The organism is Streptomyces sp. BYX5S (assembly GCF_054724165.1).
In genome coordinates, this window is record NZ_CM138829.1 from 3417423 (window position 1) to 3442557 (window position 25135).

At 73.2% G+C, this 25135-nt stretch carries 24 protein-coding genes; 12 read left to right on the top strand and 12 right to left on the bottom strand.

Going from position 1 to position 25135, the window contains the following annotated elements:
- Positions 1-43: 43 nt before the first annotated feature.
- Both ACYBSK_RS15540 and ACYBSK_RS15545 read left to right on the top strand, forming a co-directional pair.
- On the top strand, positions 44-1393 hold the full coding sequence (locus tag ACYBSK_RS15540) for an MFS transporter (protein ID WP_460246492.1): 1350 nt from the start codon (positions 44-46) through the stop codon (positions 1391-1393).
- Between the two features lie 52 nt (positions 1394-1445).
- Positions 1446-2264 (top strand): carbon-nitrogen hydrolase family protein, encoded by an 819-nt coding sequence (locus tag ACYBSK_RS15545; protein WP_460246493.1) that lies wholly within the window; start codon positions 1446-1448, stop codon positions 2262-2264.
- 67 nt (positions 2265-2331) lie between these two features.
- Here the strand turns inward: ACYBSK_RS15545 and ACYBSK_RS15550 are convergent, their stop codons facing one another.
- Positions 2332-2961, bottom strand: a complete 630-nt coding sequence (locus ACYBSK_RS15550; RefSeq protein ID WP_457477670.1) for a GntR family transcriptional regulator — start codon at positions 2959-2961, stop codon at positions 2332-2334.
- A 63-nt stretch (positions 2962-3024) separates the two neighbouring features.
- Complete coding sequence (locus ACYBSK_RS15555) at positions 3025-3882, bottom strand: helix-turn-helix transcriptional regulator (protein WP_460246494.1); 858 nt, start codon at positions 3880-3882, stop codon at positions 3025-3027.
- 113 nt (positions 3883-3995) lie between these two features.
- Here ACYBSK_RS15555 and ACYBSK_RS15560 point away from each other — a divergent pair, with 113 nt between their 5' ends.
- Positions 3996-4202 carry a tautomerase family protein gene (locus ACYBSK_RS15560; protein WP_460246495.1) on the top strand — a complete coding sequence of 69 codons (207 nt, stop codon included), beginning with the start codon at positions 3996-3998 and terminating at the stop codon, positions 4200-4202.
- 82 nt (positions 4203-4284) lie between these two features.
- Here the strand turns inward: ACYBSK_RS15560 and ACYBSK_RS15565 are convergent, their stop codons facing one another.
- On the bottom strand, positions 4285-5700 hold the full coding sequence (locus ACYBSK_RS15565) for an MFS transporter (RefSeq protein WP_460246496.1): 1416 nt from the start codon (positions 5698-5700) through the stop codon (positions 4285-4287).
- A 152-nt stretch (positions 5701-5852) separates the two neighbouring features.
- Positions 5853-7304: an aminopeptidase P family protein gene (locus ACYBSK_RS15570; protein WP_460246497.1), complete on the bottom strand. Its 1452-nt coding sequence runs from the start codon at positions 7302-7304 to the stop codon at positions 5853-5855.
- Between the two features lie 129 nt (positions 7305-7433).
- On the opposite strand from ACYBSK_RS15570, the gene ACYBSK_RS15575 reads away from it, so the two are divergent.
- From ACYBSK_RS15575 to ACYBSK_RS15600, 6 genes are read left to right on the top strand one after another with little or no spacing between them, the layout of a single operon-like run.
- Positions 7434-8072: a helix-turn-helix domain-containing protein gene (locus ACYBSK_RS15575; protein WP_460246498.1), complete on the top strand. Its 639-nt coding sequence runs from the start codon at positions 7434-7436 to the stop codon at positions 8070-8072.
- Positions 8073-8123: 51 nt separating this feature from the next.
- On the top strand, positions 8124-9314 hold the full coding sequence (locus tag ACYBSK_RS15580) for an NAD(P)/FAD-dependent oxidoreductase (protein WP_460246499.1): 1191 nt from the start codon (positions 8124-8126) through the stop codon (positions 9312-9314).
- Entirely contained in the window at positions 9311-9604 is a 294-nt protein-coding gene (locus ACYBSK_RS15585) for a (2Fe-2S)-binding protein (RefSeq protein WP_460246500.1), read from the top strand. The genes ACYBSK_RS15580 and ACYBSK_RS15585 overlap by 4 nt, the downstream gene beginning before the upstream one ends.
- Positions 9601-11169 carry an FAD-dependent oxidoreductase gene (locus tag ACYBSK_RS15590; protein WP_460246501.1) on the top strand — a complete coding sequence of 523 codons (1569 nt, stop codon included), beginning with the start codon at positions 9601-9603 and terminating at the stop codon, positions 11167-11169. Before ACYBSK_RS15585 ends, ACYBSK_RS15590 begins: the two co-directional genes overlap by 4 nt.
- Positions 11166-12110 carry a dihydrodipicolinate synthase family protein gene (locus ACYBSK_RS15595; RefSeq protein ID WP_460246502.1) on the top strand — a complete coding sequence of 315 codons (945 nt, stop codon included), beginning with the start codon at positions 11166-11168 and terminating at the stop codon, positions 12108-12110. The genes ACYBSK_RS15590 and ACYBSK_RS15595 overlap by 4 nt, the downstream gene beginning before the upstream one ends.
- Positions 12110-13111, top strand: coding sequence for a proline racemase family protein (locus ACYBSK_RS15600; RefSeq protein ID WP_460246503.1), 1002 nt, complete (start codon positions 12110-12112; stop codon positions 13109-13111). Before ACYBSK_RS15595 ends, ACYBSK_RS15600 begins: the two co-directional genes overlap by 1 nt.
- A 10-nt stretch (positions 13112-13121) precedes the next feature.
- On the opposite strand, the gene ACYBSK_RS15605 is transcribed toward ACYBSK_RS15600, so the two are convergent.
- Together ACYBSK_RS15605 and ACYBSK_RS15610 are read right to left on the bottom strand one after the other, a co-directional pair.
- The gene (locus ACYBSK_RS15605) at positions 13122-14465 is read right to left on the bottom strand and encodes a 6-phospho-beta-glucosidase (protein ID WP_460246504.1); all 1344 of its coding nucleotides are present in this window, start codon (positions 14463-14465) and stop codon (positions 13122-13124) included.
- Entirely contained in the window at positions 14462-15211 is a 750-nt protein-coding gene (locus ACYBSK_RS15610; protein WP_457477682.1) for a DeoR/GlpR family DNA-binding transcription regulator, read from the bottom strand. The genes ACYBSK_RS15605 and ACYBSK_RS15610 overlap by 4 nt, the downstream gene beginning before the upstream one ends.
- A 166-nt stretch (positions 15212-15377) precedes the next feature.
- Between ACYBSK_RS15610 and ACYBSK_RS15615 the strand changes: the two genes are divergently transcribed.
- Together ACYBSK_RS15615 and ACYBSK_RS15620 are read left to right on the top strand one after the other, a co-directional pair.
- Positions 15378-17483 carry a phosphocholine-specific phospholipase C gene (locus tag ACYBSK_RS15615; RefSeq protein WP_460246505.1) on the top strand — a complete coding sequence of 702 codons (2106 nt, stop codon included), beginning with the start codon at positions 15378-15380 and terminating at the stop codon, positions 17481-17483.
- A gap of 89 nt (positions 17484-17572) precedes the next feature.
- On the top strand, positions 17573-18466 hold the full coding sequence (locus tag ACYBSK_RS15620; RefSeq protein ID WP_460246506.1) for an aminoglycoside phosphotransferase family protein: 894 nt from the start codon (positions 17573-17575) through the stop codon (positions 18464-18466).
- Positions 18467-18478: 12 nt separating this feature from the next.
- Here ACYBSK_RS15620 and ACYBSK_RS15625 read toward each other — a convergent pair whose 3' ends face one another.
- The 3 genes from ACYBSK_RS15625 to ACYBSK_RS15635 form a co-directional block, all read right to left on the bottom strand.
- A complete protein-coding gene (locus ACYBSK_RS15625; RefSeq protein WP_457477685.1) occupies positions 18479-19582 on the bottom strand; it encodes a mechanosensitive ion channel family protein in 1104 nt (367 codons plus the stop codon).
- Between the two features lie 253 nt (positions 19583-19835).
- Positions 19836-21023, bottom strand: coding sequence for a hypothetical protein (locus tag ACYBSK_RS15630; RefSeq protein ID WP_460246507.1), 1188 nt, complete (start codon positions 21021-21023; stop codon positions 19836-19838).
- Complete coding sequence (locus tag ACYBSK_RS15635; RefSeq protein WP_460246508.1) at positions 21020-22243, bottom strand: hypothetical protein; 1224 nt, start codon at positions 22241-22243, stop codon at positions 21020-21022. Before ACYBSK_RS15635 ends, ACYBSK_RS15630 begins: the two co-directional genes overlap by 4 nt.
- Positions 22244-22526: 283 nt before the next feature.
- Between ACYBSK_RS15635 and ACYBSK_RS15640 the strand changes: the two genes are divergently transcribed.
- Positions 22527-23438 carry a YceI family protein gene (locus ACYBSK_RS15640; RefSeq protein WP_457477688.1) on the top strand — a complete coding sequence of 304 codons (912 nt, stop codon included), beginning with the start codon at positions 22527-22529 and terminating at the stop codon, positions 23436-23438.
- A 60-nt stretch (positions 23439-23498) separates the two neighbouring features.
- Here ACYBSK_RS15640 and ACYBSK_RS15645 read toward each other — a convergent pair whose 3' ends face one another.
- The 3 genes from ACYBSK_RS15645 to ACYBSK_RS15655 form a co-directional block, all read right to left on the bottom strand.
- On the bottom strand, positions 23499-23690 hold the full coding sequence (locus ACYBSK_RS15645) for a CsbD family protein (RefSeq protein WP_457477689.1): 192 nt from the start codon (positions 23688-23690) through the stop codon (positions 23499-23501).
- 268 nt (positions 23691-23958) lie between these two features.
- Positions 23959-24135, bottom strand: coding sequence for a hypothetical protein (locus ACYBSK_RS15650; RefSeq protein WP_457477690.1), 177 nt, complete (start codon positions 24133-24135; stop codon positions 23959-23961).
- Positions 24136-24287: 152 nt separating this feature from the next.
- Entirely contained in the window at positions 24288-25130 is an 843-nt protein-coding gene (locus tag ACYBSK_RS15655; protein WP_457477691.1) for an SAM-dependent methyltransferase, read from the bottom strand.
- Between the last annotated feature and the right edge of the window lie 5 nt (positions 25131-25135).

The following is a 25135-nucleotide window of genomic DNA, read 5'->3' on the forward strand; positions in this document are numbered from 1 at the left end:
AGACTCCCCGAACCGCTGACGTCCCCCCGATCCGAGGACCGAAATGCTGCACGACACACCCCGCGGCCAGGCCGCACCACCGGCGGCGAGGCCGAACCGCTCCGGACTCGTCCGCGCCTTCTTCGCGAGCCTCACCGGCACCGCCCTGGAGTGGTACGACTTCGCGGTCTACTCCGCCGCGTCGGCGCTGGTCTTCGGCGACCTCTTCTTCCCCTCCGAGGATCCGCTCACCGGCACCCTGCTGGCCTTCTCCACGTACGCCGTCGGCTACGTCTCGCGCCCCCTCGGCGGCATCGTCTTCGGCCGGCTCGGCGACGTGATCGGCCGGAAGAAGGTGCTGATCGCGACGCTCGTGCTGATCGGAGCGGCCACCTTCCTGATCGGTCTGCTGCCCACCCACGGCTCCATCGGCGCCGCCGCGCCCATCGCGCTCGTCGTCCTGCGGTTCGCGCAGGGCGTCGGTGTCGGCGGCGAATGGGGCGGCGCCGTGCTGCTCTCCAGCGAGTTCGGCGACCCGAAGAAGCGCGGCTTCTTCGCCTCGGCCGCCCAGGTCGGACCACCCGCGGGCAACCTCCTCGCCAACGGCGTCCTGGCGGCGCTCGGCGCCCTGCTCACCGAGGACCAGTTCCTGTCCTGGGGATGGCGCGTCGCCTTCCTGATCTCCGGCGTCCTCGTCGGCTTCGGCCTGTGGATCCGCGCCAAGCTGGAGGAGACCCCCGTCTTCCAGGCCATGGAGGCAGAGCAGTCCCGCCCCGAGGCGCCGGTGCGCGAGGTGCTCACCCGCCAGCCCCGCGCCCTGGTCGCCGCCATCCTCGCCCGCGTCGCCCCGGACGTCCTGTACGCCCTGTTCACCGTCTTCGTGCTGACCTACGCCACCGACGAACTGGACATGTCACGGGGCTCGGCCCTGACCGCCGTACTGATCGGCTCCTCGCTCCAGATCTTCCTCATCCCGCTCGCGGGCGCCCTGTCCGACCGGGTCAACCGGCGCCTGCTGTACGGCTGTTCGGCGGTCGGCGCGGGCATCTGGCCGTTCGTGTTCTTCGGCATGGTCGGCGGCGGCTCCTGGGGCCTGCTCGTCCTCGGCGTGATCGTCGCGCTGGTCCTGCACTCCCTGATGTACGGGCCGCAGGCCGCGTTCGTCGCCGAACAGTTCTCGCCGAGGCTGCGCTCCACCGGGTCCTCCCTCGCGTACACGCTGGCCGGTCTGATCGGCGGCGCCATCGCCCCGCTGCTGTTCACGGCGCTGCTCGGCGCGTTCGACAGCTGGGTGCCGCTCGCCGTGTACGTCGCCGTCACCGCAGCCGTGACCGTCACCGGACTGCTGCTGGGCCGCGACCCGGGGGCGGCCACCGACGAGGACGCCCGCCTGGTCTCGCAGGCCACGGTCTGACCCGTACCGTCCATATCCCCGGCACCCGTCACCCGACCCGAAGGGACACCTCATGCGCATCGCCCTGAGCCAGCTCACCACCGGACCCGACCCGGCCAAGAACCTCGACCTCGTCGAGGACCAGGCGCGCCGCGCGGCCGACGCGGGCGCCCGCGTCGTCGTCCTCCCCGAGGCGACGATGGCCTGCTTCGGCACACCGCTCGGCCCGCTCGCCGAACCGCTCGACGGACCGTGGGCGAACCGGGTGCGGGCCATCGCCGAGGCGGCCGGGATCGTCGTCGTCGCCGGGATGTTCACCCCCGCCGGGGACGGCCGCGTCACGAACACGCTGCTCGCGACCGGGCCGGGCGTCGAGGCGGCCTACGACAAGATCCACCTCTACGACGCCTTCGGCTTCGCGGAGTCCGACACCGTCGCCCCCGGCTCGACGGTGGTCACCATCGACGTCGACGGGGTCCGCCTCGGCCTCGCCACCTGCTACGACGTCCGCTTCCCCGAGCTGTTCCGGGCCCACGCCGACGCGGGCGCCGTCGCCACCCTGCTCGCCGCGTCCTGGGGCGCGGGCCCCGGCAAGACCGACCAGTGGGACCTCCTCGTACGGGCCCGCGCCCTGGACGCCACGGTGTGGCTCGCCGCCGTGGGCCAGGCCGACCCCGCGGCGAGCGGCGTCGTCACCACCGGCACGGCCCCGACGGGCATCGGCCACAGCATGCTCGTCGGCCCGGACGGCACGGTCAGGCAGCGGCTCGACGCCGAACCGGGCCTGATCGTCGCGGAGTTGGACGTCGCCGAGGTCGAGCGGGTGCGCGAGAAGATCTCGGTGCTGGCCAACCGCAGGCTCGACGACGCCGCGATCACGTACCCGAAGTAGCCGTGCCGCAGGGCTGACGCCGAACGGAACCGGCGACCGGTACAGCCCGGTCGTCGGCGGGAGCGCGTCAGCCCGCGAGCAGGACCCGCAGCGTCGACTCCAGGTGGCCGTCGATGGCCGCGGCCGCCGCGGCGGCGTCGCCCGCGGTGAGCGCGTCGAGGATCGCCCTGTGCTCGTCGATCACCGACCGCTGCCGGCCGCTCTGGTTGTAGAGCGCGACCACGCCCGCGCGCACCTGGCGGCTGCGCAGCCCGTCGTAGTGCTTGTCCAGCAGCCCGTTGCCGACCGCCGAGACGATCGTCGCGTGGAAGCGGTGGTCGATCGCGATGAACTCCTTGGCGTCGTCGGGACCGCTCAACCCGCGCTGCCGCTCCAGCAGTTCGACGAGCTCCGCGACGGGCGCCCGGTCGGCCTTGATGACCTGCTCGGCCGCGTACCGCTCGACGATGCCGCGCAGCTCCATCAGCTCGGTGATCTCCCGCCCCGTCAGCCGGGCGACGCGCGCCCCGCGCCGCGGCACCATCTCGACGAGGTCCTCCGCCGCGAGCAGCAGCAGCGCCTCGCGGATGGGCGTACGGGAGACTCCGATGCGGTCGGCGATCTCCTGCTCGGAGAGGAACTCACCCTGCATCGCCGGGTCGGTGAGCACCGTTCCCTTGAGGTAGGCGTACGCCTTCTCCCGGCCGGACGTCGTCATCTGAAGCTCCTGTGGAACCGCCTCGCATACAATTTGTATACGAAAACTACCATGCGGGCCCGCTCAGCCCCGCGCATCCGCCAGTTGGGTTCCCAGGACCGCCAGCAGATCCAGCTTGTCCGCGGTGTCCGTGCCCAGGGCCGGGGTGAGCCACAGCAGCCGCTGGCGGCCGTCCTCGCTGAAGAGGTGCAGGCAGTTGACCTCCAGCACGCCGAGCGTGGGGTGGTTGATGCGCTTGCGGTCGTCGCGTCGCACCCGTACCTCGTGCTCGGCCCACAGTGCGGCGAACTCGGCCGAGCGGGCGGTCAGTTCGCCGATCAGGGCGCGGGCCTCGTGGTCCTTCGCGTCACGGCGGGCCGCGGCGGCCCGCAGATCGGCGACGAACGTCCGGGACTGCGCGGCGTGATCCGCCTCGGGGTAGATGAGGCGCGCGTCCGGGTCGGTGAACCAGCGGTGCAGGAAGCTCGCGTCGCTGCCGCGGAACCCCGAGTGGTCGCCGAGCAGGGCAACGGCGAGGGGGTTCTGGACCAGCGTCACGTGCAGATCGGTCATGACCTGCGCCGGCGTCGACGTCAGCCGGGCCAGCAGGTCCGTCATCCCCGGGTGCACGTGCGAGCGGGGCCCGCCGTGGACCGGCAGGGGGCGGTCCGCGAGGCGGTACAGGTAGTCGCGCTCGTCCGACGTCAGGCGCAGGGCGCGGGCCAGCGCGGCGAGCATCTGCTCGGACGGCTGGGAGCCGGCGCCCCGCTCCAGCTCGTTGTAGTAGTCGACCGACGCGCCCGCGAGCTGCGCCACCTCCTCGCGGCGCAGTCCCGGCACCCGCCGCCGCGGGCCCACGACCAGGCCGACGTCCTCGGGGCGGATGCGGTCGCGCCGCGCCCGCAGGAAGGCGCCGAGTTCGGCGTACTTGAGGGAAGCCACCCACCCAGTCTGCGGCACCGCGCACCGCGGATGCCGCGCCGACCCTGGGGATGACATCCCCTGGCACACGGCGGGCGGGCGGCGCAGGGTGGCACCAGCTGAAAGGAGCCCCCATGCCCTACGTCAACCTCAAGGTGCCCGCCGACACACTGAGCGCCGAGTCCAGGAAGAAGTTGCAGGACGCCGTCACCGACGCGTTCGTCGCCGTCTACGGGGAACGCGCCCGCGCCAACACCCTCGTGATCCTCGAAGAGGTCGCCGACGGCGGCTGGAGCCTCGGCGGCACCATCCTCAACGCCGAGCTGCTGGGACGCGGTTGACGAGGCCGAGGGACCCGGAAGCCCGGGACGCCCCGCTGTTCGGCGGGGCGTCCCGGGCTTCCGGGTGCGGACGGGCGCGCGGTTACGCCGGGCTCTCGCCCGACTCCAGTGCCACGTCCTTCGTCTCCTTGCCGCACAGCACGGCGACGAAGGTGAGGACGGCCATCGCCGACAGGTAGACGCCGACCAGCCACGGCGAGCCGTCGCCCGCCTCCCACAGCGCCACCGCGATGAACGGGGCGACGGCCGCGCCGAGCACGGAGCTGACGTTGTACGAGATGCCGGAGCCGGTGTAGCGCACGGACGTCGGGAACATCTCCGGGAGCAGCGCGCCCATCGGGCCGAAGGTGAGGCCCATCAGCGTGAAGCCGAGGACCAGCCACAGGACGACGCCCAGCGTGCCGAGGCCGATCAGCGGCACCCACACCAGACCGAAGACGAAGATGCCCGCCGTGATCCACGCCAGCGTCCTGCGCCGCCCGTACCGGTCCGCGAGCGGACCCGAGACGAGCGTGAACACGGCGAAGAAGACCACGCCGAAGATCAGCATCAGGACGAACGTGGTGTAGCTGTAACCGAGCCCCGGCACCGCGGCGTCCTTCGCCGTGCGCCCGTAGCTCAGGGAGAACGTCGTCATCAGGTAGAACAGGACGTACGTCGCGAGCATCGCGAAGGTGCCGAGGATCAGCTGCTTCCAGTGGTGCCGGAAGACCGTCGCCAGCGGCATCTTGCGGACCTGCTTCTTCTCCTGCGTCTTGGTGAAGACCTCCGCCTCGACGAGGCGCAGCCGCACCCACAGGCCGATCGCGACCATCACCGCGGAGAACAGGAACGGGATCCGCCAGCCCCACGACAGGAACGCCTCGGAGGGCTGCGAGGGGTCGGCGCCCGCCGCGGACGGCAGCAGAGCGGCGATGACCAGGAAGAGACCGTTGCCGATGATGAACCCGAGCGGCGCGCCCAGCTGCGGGAACGTCCCCCACAGCGCACGCTTGCCGGGCGGCGCGTTCTCCGTGGCGACCAGCGCCGCGCCGCTCCACTCGCCGCCGAGCGCGAAGCCCTGCGCGAGCCGCATCAGGACGAGGAGCGCGGTGGCGATCCAGCCGATCGACCCGTACGTGGGCAGCACGCCGATCAGGAAGGTGGCGATGCCCATCGTGAGCAGCGACACGACCAGCGTCCTCTTGCGGCCGAGCCGGTCACCGAGGTGCCCGAAGAACGCCGCGCCGACCGGCCGCGCCACCATCGCCGCGCCGAACACGGCGAACGACGAAAGGAGCGCCGTGGTCGGGTCGCTGCTGGGGAAGAAGAGCGCGGGGAAGACGAGTACGGCGGCCGTCGCGTAGACGTAGAAGTCGTAGAACTCGATCGTCGTCCCGATGAGGCTGGCGATCAGGACCCGCGAGCGCGGGTTGACCGGCGCGGCCGGTGACGGGCCGGAGGCGGGTGACGGCGCGGCGGACGTGGCAGGGGCCGGGCCGGTGGCAGAAGCGGACATCTTCGGGTCAATCCCAGGGGTATTGCGGTGTGCGTCCACCGGCGCTCGACGCCGGGGACCCTCGCACCGATCGGACGGTACGAGGTTTCCCACCCTGTCACGCGTCTCATTTACCGGTAAAGGTTGTCCGATATCCGAGACACGCGTTCCTGCTACGCCCGCTGCGCCGCCATCCACGCCTCAAGCCCCGCCGCGTCCAGCGGCAGCTCCGCCGACAGCACCTCCGAGCCGCTCTCCGTCACGAGGATGTCGTCCTCGATGCGCGCCCCGATGCCCCGCAGCTCCGGCGGCACGGTCGTGTCGTGGGCGTGGAAGTACAGCCCCGGCTCGACCGTGAGGACCATGCCGGGAGCCATCCGGGCGCCCTGGTACGCGGAGTAGTCGGCGCGGGCGCAGTCGTGGACGTCGAGACCGAGGTGGTGGCCGACGCCGCACACCAGGTAGCGGCGGTGGTGCTGGCCCTTGGGGGAGAGCGCCTCGTCGACGGAGACCGGCAGCAGACCCCAGTCGTCGAGGCCGCGCGCCACGACCTCCATCGCCGCCGTGTGGAAGTCGGCCCAGTCCCGGCCGGGCCGCACCGCGTCGAGCCCGGCCCGGTGCGCCCGCTCCACCAGGTCGTGCACGGAAGCCTGGGCCGGGGAGAAGCGGCCGGAGGCCGGGAAGGTGCGGGTGACGTCGGCCGTGTAGTAGCTGCGCGTCTCCACGCCCATGTCCAGGAGCACGGCGGCGTCCTCGGCCACCGGCCCGTCGCAGCGCACCCAGTGCAGGGTCGCGGCGTTGCGGCCGCTGCCCACGATCGTCGCGTAGCCGGGACCGTTGCCGTACGTGCGGGCGTAGCGGTCGAAGGTGCCCTGCAACCAGCGTTCGCCACCGCCGCGCACGGCCGCCGGGAACTCGCGGACCACCGCGGCGAACCCCTCGACCGTCCGGTTCACCGCCTCCCGGAGCTGCCCGACCTCCCACGCGTCCTTGATCATGCGCAACTCGGCGAGCGTCCGGGCGAGTTCGGCGGAAGCCGCGAGGCCGTGGCGGCGGGCCGACTCCGCGTCGAGCGGGCCGGTGAGCAGCGGGCCCTGCGCCATGCACGCGGCCAGCGCCCCGTTCACGGAATCCAGCGGCGCCGTCTCCAGGCCCAGCGCCTCCCGCCAGTCGTCGAGACCCGGGGCGGGGCCCACCCACAGCTCGCCGTGGGCCGCGTCCGCGAAGAACGCGGTCTCGCCCGGCCGGGCCGGCGGCGGCAGGTACAGCACCGCGTCGTGCCCGCCGGGGACGGGGCGCAGCACCAGGACGGCGCCCTCGACCGCGCACCCCGTCAGCCAGAAGAAGTCGCTGTCGGGCCGGAAGTCGTACGCGGTGTCGTTGCTGCGCACCGGCGCGCGGCCCGCGGCGACCACCAGCGGGCGGCCGGGGAGCGCGGCGCTCAGCCGCGCACGGTGGGCCGCGGCCGCCTCGGCGGCGCCCGGCACGGTCGGCGGCGTCCGGTCGGCCTCGGCCCAGCCCTGCCCCATGTACGCCGTGAAGTCCGGCAGTTCGGCCAGGCGCGGCATCCGGGGATCCGGGGTGCCGGGCCGGGGCACGGAGGCGGGGACGGGCGTCTCGGTCATGATGCGGGCTCCACTTCGTGAGGGTTCCGCACGGCAGCGCGGCGCCGCTTCGGGAACCCTCGCGCGCGCGACACCGTGCGGCATAGTGTTCGGTAAAGCGAACGCTGTCAAGGGAGCCAGGGAGAGGCTATGGACGTTCCCCAGGGGTCGGTCCGTGACATGGTGGCGGCCAATCTCCGCCGGGCGAGGACGCGCCGCGGACTGTCGATCTCGGAGCTGTCGCGGCGCTCGAAGATCGGCAAGGCCACGCTCTCCCAGCTGGAGTCCGGCACCGGAAACCCCACCATCGAGACGGTGTTCAGCCTCTCGCGCGCCCTGGAGGTGCCCGTCTCCGACCTCCTGGAGACCCGCGCGCCCCGCGGCCTGACCGTCGTGCGCGCCAAGGAGGTCGAGGTGCTCCGCGGCAAGGGCGTCGACCTGCGGCCGCTGCGCCGGATGGAATTCGGTGACCTGGTCCTCGAGGTCTACGACCAGGTGGTGCGGACCGACGGCCGGCAGGACTCGCTCGGCCACGTCGGCACCGAGCACACCATCGTGCAGACGGGCCGCCTCCACGTGCGCGTGGACGGCGACGAGGTGGAGCTCGGACCCGGCGACTACGTGGGGTTCGACGCGGCGCTCCCGCACACCTACACGGCGCTCGACGGCGAGGTGCACTCGGTGCTGCTCCTCCAGCACCGGCCGCACGGACACGCCCACTTGGGTATCCCGCACCCCGCACCCGACCCGGACCCCGCCTCCGACCCGGGCACCGTTGACACCCCCTGAACGACCGTCCTAGCCTCCGTTGCGTTCGATGAAACGAACGGAGGCGGTTCGATGCCCGGAGCGCGCGCGGTCATTCTCGGGGCCGGGATCGTCGGAGCCGCCTGCGCGTGGGAGCTGGCCCGCGCGGGCTGCGCCACCACGGTCGTCGACCGCGGCCGCCCGGCCGCCGCGACCACCGCGCACGGCGAGGGCAACATCCTCGTCTCCGACAAAGCCCCCGGCCCCGAACTGCAATTGGCACAACTCTCCCGCCGCCTGTGGCCGGAGATCGTCGACGACATGGCCGAACGGACCCACGGGGCCCGGCACTTGACGGAATGGGACCCCAAGGGCGGCATCGTCGTCGCCACGACCGAGGACGGCGCCCGCGAACTCGCCCGGTTCGCCGCGGCCCAACGCGCCGCGGGCGTACGGGCAGAGCCCCTGGACGCCGCCGCCCTCGCCGCCGCCGAACCCCACCTCACCCGCACGCACACCGCGGCCGTCCACTACCCCGACGACGCGCAGGTGCAGCCCGCCGGAGCCGCCGCCGCGCTCCTCGCGGACGCGCTGCGGGCGGGCGCCGCGCTCCGCACGGGCTGCGAGGTGCACGGCGCCGTCACCCGCTCCGGCCGCCTCACCGCCGTGACCACCACCGACGGCCCCATCGAGGCGGACGTGTTCGTCAACGCCGCGGGCCCCTGGGCGGGCGAACTCTCGGCCCGCCTCGGCGCCCCCGTCGACGTACGCCCCCGCCGCGGCGACGTCCTCGTCACCACACCCCTCCCACCCACCGTCTTCCACAAGGTCTACGACGCCGACTACGTGGGCGCCGTCGGCAGCAGCGCCGAGGACCTCCAGACCTCCGCCGTCGTCGAGTCCACGCGCGCGGGCAGCGTCCTCATCGGCTCCTCCCGCCGCCGCGTCGGCTTCGACGACCGGCTGCGCCCCGACGCCCTCTCCGCCATCGCCGCCAAGGCGCTGCGCCTCTTCCCGTCCCTCGCCGACGTCCCCGTGATGCGCGCCTACGGCGGCTTCCGGCCCTACGTACCCGACCACCTGCCCGTCATCGGCCCCGACCCGCGCCTCGCGGGGCTCTGGCACGCGGGCGGCCACGAAGGCGCGGGCATCGGCCTGTCCGTCGGCACCGCACGCCTCGTACGGGACCTGCTGCTCGGCCGGCCGACCGAGATCGACGCGACGCCGTTCCGGGTCGACCGGCCGGCCGTCCTGGGAACCACGGAGAAGGGGAGGACGGCATGAGCCCACGACGCGTACCCGCGGGGCGGCGCGAGACACCACTGACGATCACCGTCGACGGCGAGCCCGTCACCGGCATCCAGGGCCAGACCATCGCGGGCGTCCTGCTCGGCTCCGGCCGCCGCTCCTGGCGCCACGCCCGCTCCGGCGCGCCCCGCGGCGTCTTCTGCGGCATCGGCGCCTGCTTCGACTGCCTGGTGACGGTGGGCCCCGACCGCGACGTCCGCTCCTGCCGCAGACGCGCCCGGGACGGCGACGAGGTCCGCACGCAGTCACGCGAGGAGGAACTGTGACGCCCCACCCTGGCCGTGTCGCGGTGAGCCGTCACAGTCCCGCGTCCCGCACGTCCGGAGGGCGGATAGCGCGGCGCGTTGTCGTTGTGGGGGCGGGGGCTGCTGGGCTTGCCGCCGCTGATGCCGCGCTCGCCGCGGGTGCGGACGTCGTCCTCGTCGACGAGGCCGAGAGGCCCGGCGGGCAGTACCACCGGATGCCGCCCGAGGCCTACGCCGACGTCGAGCCCGAGCGCCTCCAGAGCGGTCGGCGTGCCTTCGACGCGCGGCGCCGCCGGGTCCTCGCCCACCCGCGCTGCGCCTGGTGGCCCGAGACCGCCGTGTGGGCCCTGGAGCGCCCCGACCCCGCCGCTCCGGGCCCGCCGCGCGTGCACGTGCTGCGGGGCCCGGCCGACGGCACCAGTGGCTCGCGGTACACGTTCGACCCGGACGCGCTGGTGCTCGCGGTCGGCGCCCACGACCGCGTACTGCCGTTCCCCGGCTGGGAGTTGCCCGGCGTGTACACCGCGGGTGCGGCGCAGGCGCTGGCGAAGGGGGAGCGGGTGGTGGTCGGCGACGAGGTCGTCGTCGCCGGGACCGGGCCGTTCCTGCTCCCGGTGGCCGCCTCGCTCGTCGAGGCGGGGGCGACGGTGCGCGAGGTGCTGGAGGCGGGCACCCCCGCCACGCTCGCCCGCGGCTGGGCCCGGCGGCCCTGGGAGCTGGCCGCGCAGACCGGCAAGGCCGTTGAACTCGGTGGGTATCTTGCGTTGTTGGGGCGCCATCGCGTTCCGTACCGCACGGGGCGTGCCGTCGTCGAGGCGCGGGGTGACGCGCGCGTGGAAGAGGTCGTCACCGCTCGGCTGCGTGCCGACTGGTCGGTCGTGGCGGGAAGTGAGCGCACCGTCGCCGTGGACGCCGTGTGCGTCTCGCACGGGTTCAGCCCGCAGTTGGAGCTGCCGCTCGCCGCCGGTTGCGCCCTGAGCGGCACGCCCGCGGGGCCGTTCGTACGGGTCGACGGCGACCAGCGCACCACCGTCCCGCACGTGTACGCCGCCGGGGAGATCACCGGCATCGCCGGTGCGCCCGCCGCCCGGGTCGAGGGCGCGCTCGCCGGATGGCTCGCCGCGGCCGGGGACTGGAACACCGCCACCGTGCGCCGCCTGCGGACCCGCCGCGACCAGGGCCGCGCCTTCGCCGAACGGCTGGCCCGCGCACACCCCGTCGGCGCGGCCTGGACCGGCTGGCTGCGACCCGACACGGTGGTGTGCCGGTGCGAGGAGACGGACTACGCCACCGTGTGCCGCGCCGCCACCGAGGAGTCCACCGCGGCGCCGCGCGCGGCCAAGCTCGTCACCCGGGCCGGGCTCGGCCCCTGCCAGGCCCGGATGTGCGGGCCGACCGTCGCCGAGATCGGCGCCCGCCTGCGCGGACCCGACGGCGACCGGGACGTCCCCGGCCTGCCGCCCGCCAGCGAGCACCGGCGGCCCATCGCCCGCCCGATCCGCCTCGGCGACCTCGCCGCACCGGCGGCCGACGGCTCCGCGCACCCCACCGAATCCGCCACGTCCCGTACGGAGGACAGCAGTTGACGAGTGGAAACGAGCAGCAGAAGAAGGACTCCCGCGGGCTCGGCGGCGTCGTCGTCGCCACCGCCCTGCCCTACGCCGAGAAGGCCTCCGCCCCCGCCGGGCTCGCCGTCGACCACGACCGCTACGCCGAGCACTGCCGCTGGCTCGTCGACAACGGCTGCCGCGGCGTCGGCCCGAACGGCTCCCTCGGCGAGTACTCGTCGCTCACGGACGAGGAGCGCCGCGCGGTCGCCCGTACGGCGATCGACGCGGTCGGGGAGGACGGTGTCGTCGTGGTCGGTGTGCACGGCGTCGGGTCCCACCAGGCGAAGCACTGGGCGGAGGCCGCGGCCGAGGACGGCGCGGACTGCGTGCTGTGCCTGCCGCCCACCCTGTACCGGGCCAACTCCCGTGATGTGATCGAGCATTTCACCGAAGTCGCTTCCGTCGGGCTGCCGGTGATGGTCTACAACAACCCCTTCGACACGAAGGTCGACCTGACGCCCGAACTGCTCGCCGAGATCGCGCAGATCGACAACATCGTCGCCGTGAAGGAGTTCTCCGGCGATGTGCGGCGGGTGCTGGAGATCAAGGAGAAGGCGCCGGGGCTCGAGATCATCAGTGGTGCCGACGATGTGGTGCTGGAGAGTCTGCTGATGGGGGCCACCGGGTGGTTCGCCGGGTTCCCGAACGTCTTCCCCGCCGAGTCCGCACGGCTCTACGACCTGGCGCGCGCGGGCAAGCTGGAGGAGGCGCGGGCGCTGTACGAGCCGCTGGTCGCCGCCTTCCGCTGGGACTCGCGGACCGAGTTCGTGCAGGCCATCAAGGTGGGCATGGAGCGGGTCGGCCGGTTCGGCGGACCGTGCAGGCCGCCGCGCGGCGCCCTGCTGCCCGAGGTGCGCGCGCGGGTCGAGGCCGACATGGACCGCGCCGTCGCCGCACTCGACGGCCGGGAGGTGTGATGCGCTCGGTCCGCACGCTCAGCGCCGTCGACTCCCACACCGAGGGCATGCCCACACGTGTCGTCACCGGCGGCGTGGCCCCGATCCCCGGTGCCACCATGGCCGAGCGCCGCAACCACGCCCTGGAACACCTCGACGGACTCCGCAGGTTCCTCGTCGACGAACCGCGCGGACACGCCGCGATGAGCGGCGCGGTCCTCCAGCCGCCGACCCGCCCCGACGCGGACTGGGGCGTCCTCTACATCGAGGTCAGCGGGTTCCTGCCGATGTGCGGGCACGGCACCATCGGCGTCGCCACCGTGCTCGTCGAGACCGGGATGGTGGCGGTCGGCGAACCCGAGACGGTGGTGCGCCTCGACACCCCGGCCGGGCTCGTCGAGGCGCGGGTCGCCGTCCGCGACGGTGTCGCCGAGCGGGTCACCCTGCGCAACGTCGACGCCTTCGCGCTGGAACTGGACGCCACCGTGAAGGTGCCCGGCTACGGCGAGGTCCGCTACGACATGGCGTACGGCGGCAACTTCTACGCCATCACCGAACTCGACCGGCTCGGGCTGCCCTTCGACCGGGCCCGCAAGGACGACATCCTCAAGGCCGGGCTCGCGCTCTCGGACGCCATCAACGAGCACAACCCGCCCCGGCACCCGCTCGATCCCGGCATCGGCGGCTGCAAGCACGTGCAGTTCCTCGCGCCCGACTCCACCGCCCGGCACTCCCGCAACGCGATGGCGATCCAGCCCGGCTGGTTCGACCGCTCGCCGTGCGGCACCGGCACCTGCGCGCGCATGGCCCAGCTCCACGCGCGCGGCGAACTCCCGCTGCACACCGAGTTCGTGAACGAGTCCTTCATCGGGACACGCTTCACCGGCCGCCTCGTCGACACCGCGCGGGTGGGTGAACTCGACGCCGTCGTACCGGAGTTCTCCGGTCGCGCCTGGATCACCGGCATGGCCGACTACCTCCTCGATCCGCGCGACCCGTTCCCGCACGGCTTCGTGCTCTGACCCGGCGGCGTCAGCGCAGATAGCCGAGTCCGGGGTGGGCGTCCCGGTAGGCGTCCACCAGCCGCCGCGCCACGTTCACCGAGTCCACCAGCGGATGCAGTGCGAACGCCTTCACCGCCGTCGCCCGCGACCCGGAGCGGGCGGCGGCCAGCACCTCGCGCTCGACCGCCTTCACCGACGTGACCAGCCCCGTCGCGTGCGCGGGCAGCGGGTCCACGGCGACCGGGTGTGCGCCATTGGCGTCGACCAGGCAGGGGACCTCGATCACGGCGTCCGCGTCGAGAGCCGAAAGAGTCGTGCGGTTGCGGACGTTGAGGATCAGCGTGGCGCGCTCGTCGCGGGCGATGGCGCGCATCAGGTCGAGGGCCACCTTCTCGTAGCCGCCCGACTCGGTCAGCGACGCCTCGTCGCGCTCGCCCGCGCCGGCCGCCTCCCGGTTCTCCGCCATGTACGTGGCCTCGCGCTCGGCCCGCGTGGCGTCCCACGTCTTCAGCGGCGGGGCCGCCGGGTCGCGCATCCGGTCGTAGAACCGGGACTGCTGCTCGTGCAGGAACGCCCCGCGGGTGGCCTCCGCCTCCTGGTACGCGCGGACGGCCTCCCGGTTGAAGTAGTAGTAGTGCAGGTACTCGTTGGGGATCGCGCCCAGCGAGCGCAGCCACTCGGTGCCGAAGAGCTTGCCCTCCTCGAACGAGCCGAGCAGCGCGTCGTCGGCGAGGAGGCGGGGCAGCTCGTCGCGGCCGTTCACCCGCAACCCGCGCAGCCAGCCCAGGTGGTTGAGGCCGACGTAGTCGACCCACGCGTCCTTCGGGTCGGCGCCCAGCGCCCGCGCGACCCGCTTGCCGAGGCCGACGGGGGAGTCGCAGATGCCGATGACCCGGTCGCCCAGATGCTCCGCCAGCGCCTCCGTCACCAGGCCCGCGGGGTTGGTGAAGTTGATGAACCAGGCGTCCGGGGCCACCGCGGCGACCCGCCGCGCGATCTCCTCGACGACCGGCAGCGTCCGCAGCCCGTACGCGAGCCCGCCCGCGCCGACCGTCTCCTGGCCGAGGACGTCCTCGGCGAGCGCGATCCGCTCGTCCGCCGCCCGCCCTTCGAGCCCGCCCACCCGGATCGCCGAGAACACGAAGTCCGCGCCGCGCAACGCCTCGTCGAGGTCGGTGGTCACGGCGACGGTCGGCGCGTCCGGCACCCCTTCGGCCTGCTCGGCGAGCACCCGCGCGATCGCGTCGAGCCGCCCGCCGTCGAGGTCGTACAGCGCCACCTCGGTGACGCGGCCCTCCGCGTGATCGGTGAGCAGGGCCCCGTACACCAGCGGTACCCGGAAGCCGCCGCCGCCGAGAATGGTCAGTTTCATACGCGCACTACTTTCACGCCGGCCTCCGCGAGCACGGCACACGTCGCCGCGGGAGCGGAGGAGTTGGTCACTACTGTGTCGAGGGAGTCGGGCCCGCACACCTTGGCCATGCCGGTGCCGGGGAACTTGGCGGAGTCGGCCAGCAGCACCGTCCGGTCGCTCGCCGCGACCATGGCCCGCTTCACCGGGACCTCCACCACGGTGGTGTCCATGACCTGCCCGTCGGGGCGGACACCGCTGGTGCCGAGGAACAGCCAGTCGGCGTGGAGCTGGCGCAGGTTGTCCTCGGTGAGGAAACCGACCAGCGAGCGGTACTCGCGGCGCACCATGCCACCGAGCAGCACCAGCTCGATGCCGGTGTCGTCGGCCAGCTCCTCGTACACCACCAGGTTGCTGGTGACGACGGTGAGCCGGCGGCCGTGCAGCTGTCGGGCGAGGCGGTACGCGGTCGTGCCTATGTCGAGCAGGACCGTCTGGCCGTCCGCGACGAGGGAGGCCGCGTGCGCGGCGATGGCGTCCTTCTCCGGGACCCGCACCTGCGCCACGTCCGCGAACGGCTGGTCGCCCTCCTCCGCGACCGCGCCGCCGTGGACCCGGGTGAGGAGCCGGTCCTCCTCCAGTTTCACCAGGTCGCGGCGGATGGTCGCCGGGCTGACGGCGAGCTGCTCGGCGAGTTCGGCGACCGACGCCGGCCCTCCGGAGCGCAGCGCACGCAGGATCAGGTGGTGTCGTCGCTCGGCCAGCATGCGGCGCACACTACTCGTCAAAAACAAGCAACTCCATGCTCGTATGTGCCCAGGTCTTGATTGTGTGGTGCAGGCATGAGTTCATCCGGTGCTCACCGTCCGTACCGTCTGCACTCGTAGCGTCCCTGCGTACCGCCCGCCCCCACCGAACCCAGGAGCCGCCGACATGACCGATCCCCTCGCCACGCCCGTGTCCCGGCGCCGCGCCCTCGCCCTCGGCGCGGGCGCCGTCGGCGCCGCCGCGGCCGGCTCGCTGCTGCCGCCCTCGCTCCAGCGGGCGCTGGCCGCCGAACCGCCGGCCGGCGGGCTCGACGCCATCGAGCACGTGGTGATCCTCATGCAGGAGAACAGGTCCTTCGACCACTACTTCGGGACCCTGCGCGGCGTCCGCGGCTTCGGTGACCGCAACGCCGTCCAACTCCCGGACGGCAGGCCGGTGTTCGAGCAGCCCGACGGCGCGAAGAGAGTCCTGCCGTTCCCCGTGCGGGCGGCCGCCGAGGCGCAGCACCACGATCTCCAGTACATCGACGCCCTCAACCACGACTGGAACGGCGGCCACAAGGCCTGGAACAACGGCTGGATGAACCAGTGGGTCTCCGCCAAGACCGCGGCGACCATGGCGTACTACGACCGCTCCGACATACCGCTCCAGTACGAACTCGCCGACACCTTCACCGTCTGCGACGCCTACCACTCCTCCATGCACAGCTCCACCAGCCCCAACCGCAACTATCTGTGGAGCGGCAACTCCGGCGACGAGCCGACCGGCGGCCGCGCCGTCGGCAACGGCGCCTACGACGAGGGCGTCCACCAGGGCTACGCCTGGCCCACGTACGCCGAGCTGCTGGAGAAGGCGGGCCGCGACTGGCGGACGTACACCGAGTGGGAGAACTTCACCGACAACCAGATCGAGTTCTACGCCACCTTCAAGGCCATCGCCCGCAAGGCGCTGGCGAAGACCGGCGGGCACACGTACATGGAGTCGTTCTACGCCGTCGTCCGGGACACCGAGGACGCCGCCGAGCGGGAGCGGCTGCTCGGCCTCCTCGACGAGGGCGTCGCCGCTCTGAGCAAGGCCGAGCGGAGCCTGTTCGAGCGCGGGCTGCGCCGCGTGCCCACGGGCACGCTCGCCGAGCGCTTCGCCGCCGACGTCGCCGCCGGGCAGCTGCCCGCCGTCTCCTACCTCGTGCCCTCCGCCGTCGACTCCGAGCACCCCAGCGTCTCCGTCCCCGCCGCGAGCGCCAGCGTCCCGTACAAAGTGCTCGACGCGCTGGCCTCGCACCCCGACGTGTGGCGCAGGACCGTCGTGTTCATCAACTACGACGAGAACGACGGCTTCTTCGACCACGTCCCGCCGCCCGTGCCCGAGCCCGGCGACCCCGACGAGTGGTGGCAGGGCCAGCCCACCGGGCTCGGCATCCGGGTGCCGATGCTGGTGATCTCGCCCTGGTCCGTGGGCGGCCACGTGTGCTCCGAGCTGTTCGACCACACCTCCGTCAACCGCTTCCTGGAGAAGTGGACCGGTATCGAGGACCCCAACATCACACCGTGGCGCCGCCGTCTGTGCGGCGACCTGACCTCGGCCTTCGACTTCGACACCGCCGAGAAGCAGCCCGCCGTCCACTCCCCGGGCCCGGTGCCGCCGCCCGCCGCCCGCTGGAAGCCGGTCCCGCCCGCCGAGCAGCGGATGCCCGTCCAGGAACCCGGCACCCGCCCCGCGCGCCCGCTGCCGTACCAGCCGGACGCGTACGCCCGGATCCGCGAGGGCCGCATCGAGGTCACCCTCGCCAACTCCGGTGAGTCCAGCGCCCACTTCGCGCTCTACCCCTACGCGGGCGAGTTCGACGTGCCGCAGCACCGCGACGTCGCGGGCACCCGCGCGCTGACGGTGACACCGCCCGAGGACCACTACCGGTTCACCGTCACCGGCCCGAACGGCTTCCGCCGCGAGTTCGCGGGGCTCGCCGACGACACGGCCGAGGTCACGTCGGCCGTACGCGGCAGGACCCGCGAGCTGCGCCTCACCCTGGCCAACCACGGCACCGAGCCGAAGGTGTTCACCGTCCGCCCGACGTCGTACGTCCGCAAGGCCGACGTCGGGGCGCTGACCCGGCAGGTCCGCGTCGCGCCCGGCGACCGGACCACCGTCACGCACCCCGCCGCGAAGACCCACGGCTGGTACGACGTGACGGTCTCCGTCGCCGGTGAGCCCGACTTCGCCCGCCGGCTGATGGGCCACATCGAGAACGGGCGGCCGTCCGTCTCCGGGTGACGCGACCGGCCCGTGCGAAATGCCCTCGCGGGGCACGGCCGCGGACGGCTACGCTCGCGCCGCACTCCACCGCCTCGCGAAAGGTGACCATGGGCGTACGCAAGCTGCACCAGGACGAGCCGGACATCGACGAGGGCCTCGTCCGCGCGCTGGTCGACGCACAGTTCCCGCAGTGGGCGGGACTGCCCCTGAAGTACGTCGACTCGCACGGCACGCAGAACGTCCTGTACCGGCTCGGCGAGGAGTGGGTGGTCCGGCTGCCCCGGCTGGCCGGGGCCGTGCCCGAACTGGCCGGGGTCCGCCGGTGGCTGCCGTATCTCGCGGACCGGCTGCCGGTGCCCGTGCCGGAGCCGGTCGCCGAGGGGGAGCCGGGGCACGGGTTCCCCTGGCCGTGGGCGGTGCACCGCTGGCTTTCCGGGGAGATCCCGGCCGTGGGACGGCTGGAGCGGCCGGCGGAGCTGGCCGGGGACCTCGCGGCGTTCGTCACGGCGATGCGCGCGATCGACACCACCGGCGCCCCGGAGGCGTACCGGGGCCGCCCGCTCGCCGAACGCGCCGCGGGGACCCGCGAGGTGATCGCGGGGCTGTGCGCGGAGGTCGACGCGGCGGCGGCCCTCGCGGTGTGGGACGAGGCCGTGGACATCCCCGGCGCGGACCGCGTCGGATGGCTGCACGGGGACCTCCAGCCCGGCAACCTGCTGCTGTCCGACGGACGGCTCGGCGCGGTCATCGACTTCGGCTGCCTGGGCACGGGCGACCCGGCCGTCGACCTCATCGTGGCCTGGTACGTGCTGGCCGAGCCGGAGCGGCAGGTCTTCCGGGAGGCCGTGGGCAGCGACGACGACACGTGGTCGCGCGGCCGTGGCTGGGCCCTGACCGTCGCCGCCCACGAGCTGGCGTACTACCGGGAGTCGAACCCGTTCATGGCGCGCACGGCCACCCGTGTCATCGGCGACGTCGTCACCGACGCCGCCCGCGCCTGACCGGGGCGCACGTCACACGGGCGGGGTGACCGGTGCCGGGTGCACGTCCTGCGCCGCCTCGCGCTGGTGCGGGATGAGGACGGACGTGCTGTTCGCCGTCAGCGCCACCGTGCGCGCGGGCGACGGGATCCGGATGCCCTCGGTGCGGAAGCGGGCGTGCAGCCGCTTGATGAACTCGTGCTTGATCCGGTACTGGTCGCTGAACTCGCCCACGCCCAGGATCACGTTGAAGCTGATCCGGGAGTCGCCGAAGGTGTGGAACCGCACGAGCGGCTCGTGCTCGGGGACCGCGCCCTCGACGTCCTTCATGACCTCGGTGACGACCTCGACCGTCACCCGCTCCACGTCCTCCAGGTCGACGTCGTAGCCGACCCCGGCGAGCACGGTCAGCGTCATCTCCTGTTCCGGGCGGCTGAAGTTGGTCATGTTCGTACCGGACAGCTGCGTGTTCGGAATGATGACGAGGTTGTTGGAGAGCGAGCGCACCACCGTGTTGCGCCAGTTGATGTCGACGACATAGCCCTCCTCACCGCTGCTGAGCCGGATGTAGTCACCGGGCTGGATCGTCTTCGAGGCGAGGATGTGCACGCCCGCGAAGAGGTTGGCGAGGGTGTCCTGGAGGGCGAGCGCGACGGCGAGACCACCGACGCCCAGCGCGGTGAGCAGCGGCGCGATGGAGATGCCGAGGGTCTGGAGGACGACCAGGAAGCCCATCGCGAGCACCACGACCCGCGTGATGTTCACGAAGATGGTCGCGGACCCCGCCACCGCCGCGCGCGACTGCGCGACCGTCCGGACGAGCCCGGTGACGACCCGCGCCGCGGTCGTCGTCGCGACGACGATGAGCAGCGCCGTGAGCGCCATGTTCACGTTCCGGCCCGTGCGCGGGGTCAGCGGCAGCACCTCGGCGGCCACCGCGGCGCCCGCCGCGACGGCGGCCCACGGCACCAGCGTGCGCAGCGCGTCGACGATCACGTCGTCCCCGGACCACCGTGTCTGCCCGGCGCGCACGCCCAGCCAGCGCAGCAGGGTGCGCAGCAGCAGCCCGGCCAGCAGCCCGCCGAAGAGGGCGACACCGGCGAGGATCAGGTCGTGCAGCTCGACGGCGCGGCTCATCGGACGCCTCCCTCGCGGGAGCTGAACGGTGCTGTCGGGGCGGATATGTGATGTTTCGTCACGTGGAACCTGCTCGTTCGGGGCCGGAAAGCGGCGCGCCGACCGGCAACCCGGTCGGAACGCACTGAGCCATCCTGCCGTACGTGTTCGAACTGTGCAGAGGGTGGGGACGCGTTGTGACGTACGCGGCGTCAGAAACCGGACAGCCGGTCGGGCGTACGGACGCGGGTGCTCCGGCGCCGCGCGGCAGCCGTCACAGCCGCTCCACCGCGCGGAAACCGGCGAGCCGGGCCAGCAACCGGCGGGCGGGCGGCGCCAGTTCCCCCACCGGCAGCGGTTCGCCGCCGTTCAACCGGCCGACCAGGACGGACAGTTCGCGGGCCGTCAGATCGGTGCGCGTGACATGGCCGCACGCCGCCACCAGCAGGTGTCGGCCGGCCTGCGCCCACAGCACCCGCTCGGTGGCCCGCACCGCGTCGTCGTCGGTGAAGTAGCCGGGGCGCGTGGGCGGCGGCACCGGACGCAGACCGCCGTCCGTGGCGTGCTCCAGCACCTCGCGGGTCAGGCGCCGGTGCAGCAGTGTGGGGCGGGCCTCCTGCCGCAGGTGGTCGAGGGCCGCGGCGAGGACGGGCGGCAGCGTGCCGGGGAGGTCGTCCGGCGGATCGGTGGCCGGAACGAGGACGTCGGCGGGCCCCCAGTCGTCGCCGCGACGCACCGGGCCGAGGCCGTGGGGGGATGCGCGCGGCACCGTGATGTGCACGGTCGTGGCGGGCGCCCCGGGTGGGCCCGGCGGGCGCGCCGTGTGGTGGTGTCCTGCGGGCCAGTACAGCAGGTCGCCGGGGACGACGGCGGCCTCCCAGTGCCGGTTCCCGGGGCCGGTGAGGTGGATCCGGAGGCGGCCGTGCAGCGTGTAGAGGAACGTTGCTGCCCGCAGGGACGGCGCCGTCCTGGGCGGTACGGCCGTGCCGTGGCAGAGCGTCGTGCCGAGAGCCGCCAGGGGCTGCCCCACCTCGTCCCACAACCCCGCGAGGAACGCCCGCTCCCTGGCCCACAGCGGGTGGTGCCCCGCGTGCAGTTCCCGCACGACCAGGGCGAAGGGGGAGTCGCCGCCCAACTGCTCCGCCAGCCTGCGGTCGTAGTCTCCGAACGAGCCGTCCTCCGACCGGGGCAGCAGATCGCCGGGGTCCGTGAGGCGCCGCGGCCCCACGGCGAGGCTCACCCGCTCGCCGGCGCCCGGCGCGCCGTGCTGCGCGGCGGCGACGGCACCTTCGAAGACCTCGTGGGCGTCGAACGGGGCGGCGGCGCGGCCGGGCCCGGAGCCGCGGGCCGGGCGGAGCAGGACGGGGCGGCGGTCCCAGTGCTCGCGTGCGAGGCGCCGCCAGTCGACGGTCCGGTCGAGCGGCCCCAGGATGTCGATGGGGGTGACGGTGCGGGTGGTCACGGACGCGGCTCCGGTGACGGGGGTGTGACGGTGACGGCTCGGGAGCGGCACAACTCGCGCAGCAGCGCCTGGAGTCGGGGAGAGCCTTCGGAGTGCCCGGACGCGCGGGCCAGATCGGCGACGGTGGTGCCGCGGCGCGCCGTGCGCAGGTGGGCGAGGACGTGGTCGGCGGAGCGGCCGGGCGCCACCCAGACATGACCGTTGGCCGACCACAGCGCGTCGTCCGGCCCGTCGGCGACGCGGATGATCTCGGCGACGCGTTGTAATCGGTGCCGCGAGGTGAGGGGCACGGCGGGGCGCGGTTCGGGCGCCGGCTTCAGGCCCGCGGCGGAGCGCAACCCGGCCCAGCGGGCGACGAGGGCCCGCTCGACCTCCGGTGCCGCGAGCGTGTCCGTCAGCAGGCGGGCGGAGTCCTTGAGCCGCTCGGGCAGGGTGACCCGGCCGTCGGCCCGCGCGGGCAGCGGGTGGGGGAGGGCGGCCGCGAGCTCCCCGGGCGCGCGGTGTCCGCGCGCGAGCGCGCACACGGCCTCCGTCACCACCGGCACGGCCGTGGCCGCGCGGGCGGGCACGCTCAGCCGGAGCGTCGTGCACGGCCCGGCGCGGTGGTCGAGGTGCCGGCTCCCGGCGGGCCAGTGCACCAGGTCGCCCGCGCGGGCCCGGAGTTCGTACTCGGTGCCGGTGTGCTCTGGGCGCACGCGGACGGTCAGTTCGCCGTCGAGCACCCAGGTGAGGGACGCGGCGTCCGGGTCGCCGGACTCGGCGAGGGCGTGGTGCCGGTCCCCGACGGCCAGCTCTGCCGACACCGGGACCGCGGGCCAGCCGACGTGGCGCCACAGCCCGGCCAGCATGTCCCGTACGCGGGACCACAGCGCGAAGTCCCGGCGCAGCGGCTCGTCGACGGTCAACAGCCAGCCGTCCCCGTCGAGTTGCGGCGCGGTGGCGAGGCGCCCGACGTACCCGGCGAGGTCCCGGTCGGCCGGTCCCGGCAGCAGTCGCCCCGGCTCGCGCAGCACACCGTCGGCGGTGGCGAGGCGGAGCGGCGCGGGGGCCGGGTCCGCGGCGGCGGCGAGGAGGAGCGCGTGGGCGTCGGCCGTCCCGATGCCGAGTGCCGGTGTGTCGCTGACGACCACCGGTTCCCGGCCCCAGTAGAGGTCGGCGAAGCGTCGCAGGGCGGGTCCGCGCGGGGCGGTCCTGCGGGCGGGGGAGGGCCTTGACTTCATCGGGCGGGGGATCTCCTCGGGTCCCACTGAGGGGGGTGACGCCGGGTTCGTGACCTTGCCAGAGCGCTTCCGCTGCCGTCAACGCTTTACGGAGAACACGTGAACGTATGCGGGGGGAGGTGGGGAGAGGGCTGAAGTCGAGGAAGCGGACCACGCCGGTAGGTGTGGATCCTGTGAAATGACGGGTTCACGCCTGCCGGAATACGGCCCTCCGCCCCATTTGGGCGGGCACGGAGCATGGCAAAGTGTGCACGCTCGTTCGGATGCACAAGAAAGGCCCATCATGCCCCTCGCATTGTTCCGCCGGAAGCGGGCCGGTTCCGCTGGGCGGGGAGCCGGGCCCGTCCACTCCATGCCGCAGGGTGCGGGCGGTGTGCACTGTGAGGTGACCGACCCGTTCGGCCAGCCCATGGCGGGCGCCGAGGTCACCCTGACGCACTCGGACACCGGGCGGGTGTCCGCGAAGGCGACGACCGACCCCTTCGGCCTGGTCTTCGTCACCCTGGAGCCCGGCCGCTACAGCGTGCTGATCGCCGCCGAGGGCCTCCAGCCGTTCCAGCAGACGGTGGACGTCGTCGCGGGCGAGACGCTGCCGCTCACCGGCATCCAGCTGCACGTGGGCCGCTCGCCCGAGCTGCCGCAGCCCGGCACCTGGCTGTTCGACCCGCCGCACACCGCGATCCGCTTCATCGCCAAGCACGTCGGCATGGCCCACGTCCACGGGCGCTTCACGCGTTTCGAGGGCGGCATCCAGATCGCGCCCGACATGGCGGACTCGCGGGTGGAGGTCCGGATCGAGGCCGCCTCGATCACCACGGGCAACAACACCCGCGACAACCACCTGCGGTCGGCCGACTTCCTCGACGTCGAGCGCTACCCCTACATCCACTTCTCCTCCGACCGCTTCATCTACCGTGGTGGCTCGAAGTGGACCCTCCAGGGCGCCCTCACGATGCACGGCGTGAGCCGCACCGTCGAGCTCGACACCGGCTACCTCGGCGTCGTCAACGGCGGCTACGCCGAGGAACTGCGCTGCGCGGCCCTCGCCACGGCGGAGCTGCACCGCGAGGACTACACGCTGAACTGGCGGACCATGCTCGCCAAGGGCATCGCGGTCGTCGGTCCCACGGTCAAGCTGGAGATGGACGTCCAGGCGATGTACCGCAGCGAGGACACGCCGACGCCGCCGGAGTAGCGCACGCGAGCGCCCTCCCGCCGGTCAGCGGGAGGGCGCACGCAGGGGGCGGGGGACCGGCTACGCGTCGTCGTCGCGCAGGGAGTCCCGTACGCCCTCGGCCTTGTCGCGGACGCGCTCGACGCCTTCCTTGGCCTTGCCGCGGGCCTGGTCGGCCTGGCCCTCGGCCTGTTTCCGGTCGTCGCCGGTGACCTTGCCGACCATCTCCTTGGCCTTGCCCTTGGCCTTGTCCATGGCGCTGCTGTCGCCCATCACTGCTCCTTGCGTGGTTGAGCCGGGGGGAACGGCTCCCACGCTAGGAGGGCTCGGCGCGGCGTGCATCCGGAGTGATCGCCGGAGCGGCTCGGCTCGCGGGTGCGCGCGGCCCGTGGAATCGTCAGTGGGTGAAATGTGCTGTTTCGCCCCGGGAGGTGTCATGTCCTCGAAGCGTCGTCGCAAGAAGAAGGCGCGCCGTAAGCACGCCGCGAACCACGGATCCCGTCCGCAGTCCTGACCGCGCGGGGTGACCGTGCGGAGGGGGTCATGCGCGCTGCGCGACCCCTCCGCCGATCGCGGACGCCCACTCGGTGACCAGGGTCTCGTACTCGGCCCGGTCCTCGGCGCTCAGATGCCCACCCGTGCGTGCCCACAGGTCACGAATCTGCTCGTTGACCACATCGGCGGACCGTACGGTGCGTGGGGCTGGGATGGCGGACATGTGAAAAAGAGTAGGGGATACGCACGCCTATTCGCTGCGGTCCGTCACGTGGTCATCGCCATGTGTGAGTTTCGTCATGCGTATCCGTGGGAAGACTGCTGTCCCTCTCAAGTGACCCGGCCCCGTGCGTCACTTCGGCCTTCCGTGCTCCTTCAGTTCTTGCGGCCCACCGCCCCGTACATCGGCACCGGCGAACCGTCCCGGTCCTCGTCGACCGCCAACTCCGGGTGCCAGTCGGGAAGCCACACCACACCCGGGTCCACGAGTTCGAGCCCGGCCCCCGTGAAGAACTTCGTCATCTCCTCGCGCGACCGCGGCGCCAGCGTGACCCCGCCGGCCGCGTACATGTCGATCGCCTGCTGTGTGCGCGACGGGTCGTAGTCCGAGGCCACGTGCGACAGCACCAGATGGCTGCCCGAGGGGAGCGCGTCCACGAAAGTGCGCACGATGTCGTACGCGCCCTGCTCGTCCGGGACGAAGTGCAGCAGCGCGATCAGCGACACCGCGATCGGGCGCTCGAAGTCCAGGATCTCCCGCGCCAGTTCGACGATCCTCGCCGGTTCCCGGGCGTCGGCCTGGACGTATCGCGTGACGCCTTCCGGGGTGCCGCGCAGCAGCGCCTCCGCGTGCCGGAGCACGATGGGGTCGTTGTCGACGTACACGACCTTCGCCTCGGGCACCGCGAGCTGCGCGATCCGGTGCAGGTTCGGCTCGGTCGGAATGCCGGTGCCGACGTCGAGGAACTGGGTCACGCCGCCGCGCGCCGCGAGCATGCGTGTCGCGCGGTGCATGAACCAACGGTTGTGCCGCGCCGCGTACTTGGCCGTCGGCTCCAGCGTGGTGATCTGCCGGCCGAGCTCCTCGTCCACCGGGTAGTTGTCCTTGCCGCCGAGGTACCAGTCGTAGACCCGCGCCGGGTGCGGCCTGCTGGTGTCGATGCGGGGCGAGGGCGGGGCGGAGGCCGGGGTGGGGGAACTCTCGGGCGTGGACGGCATAGGTG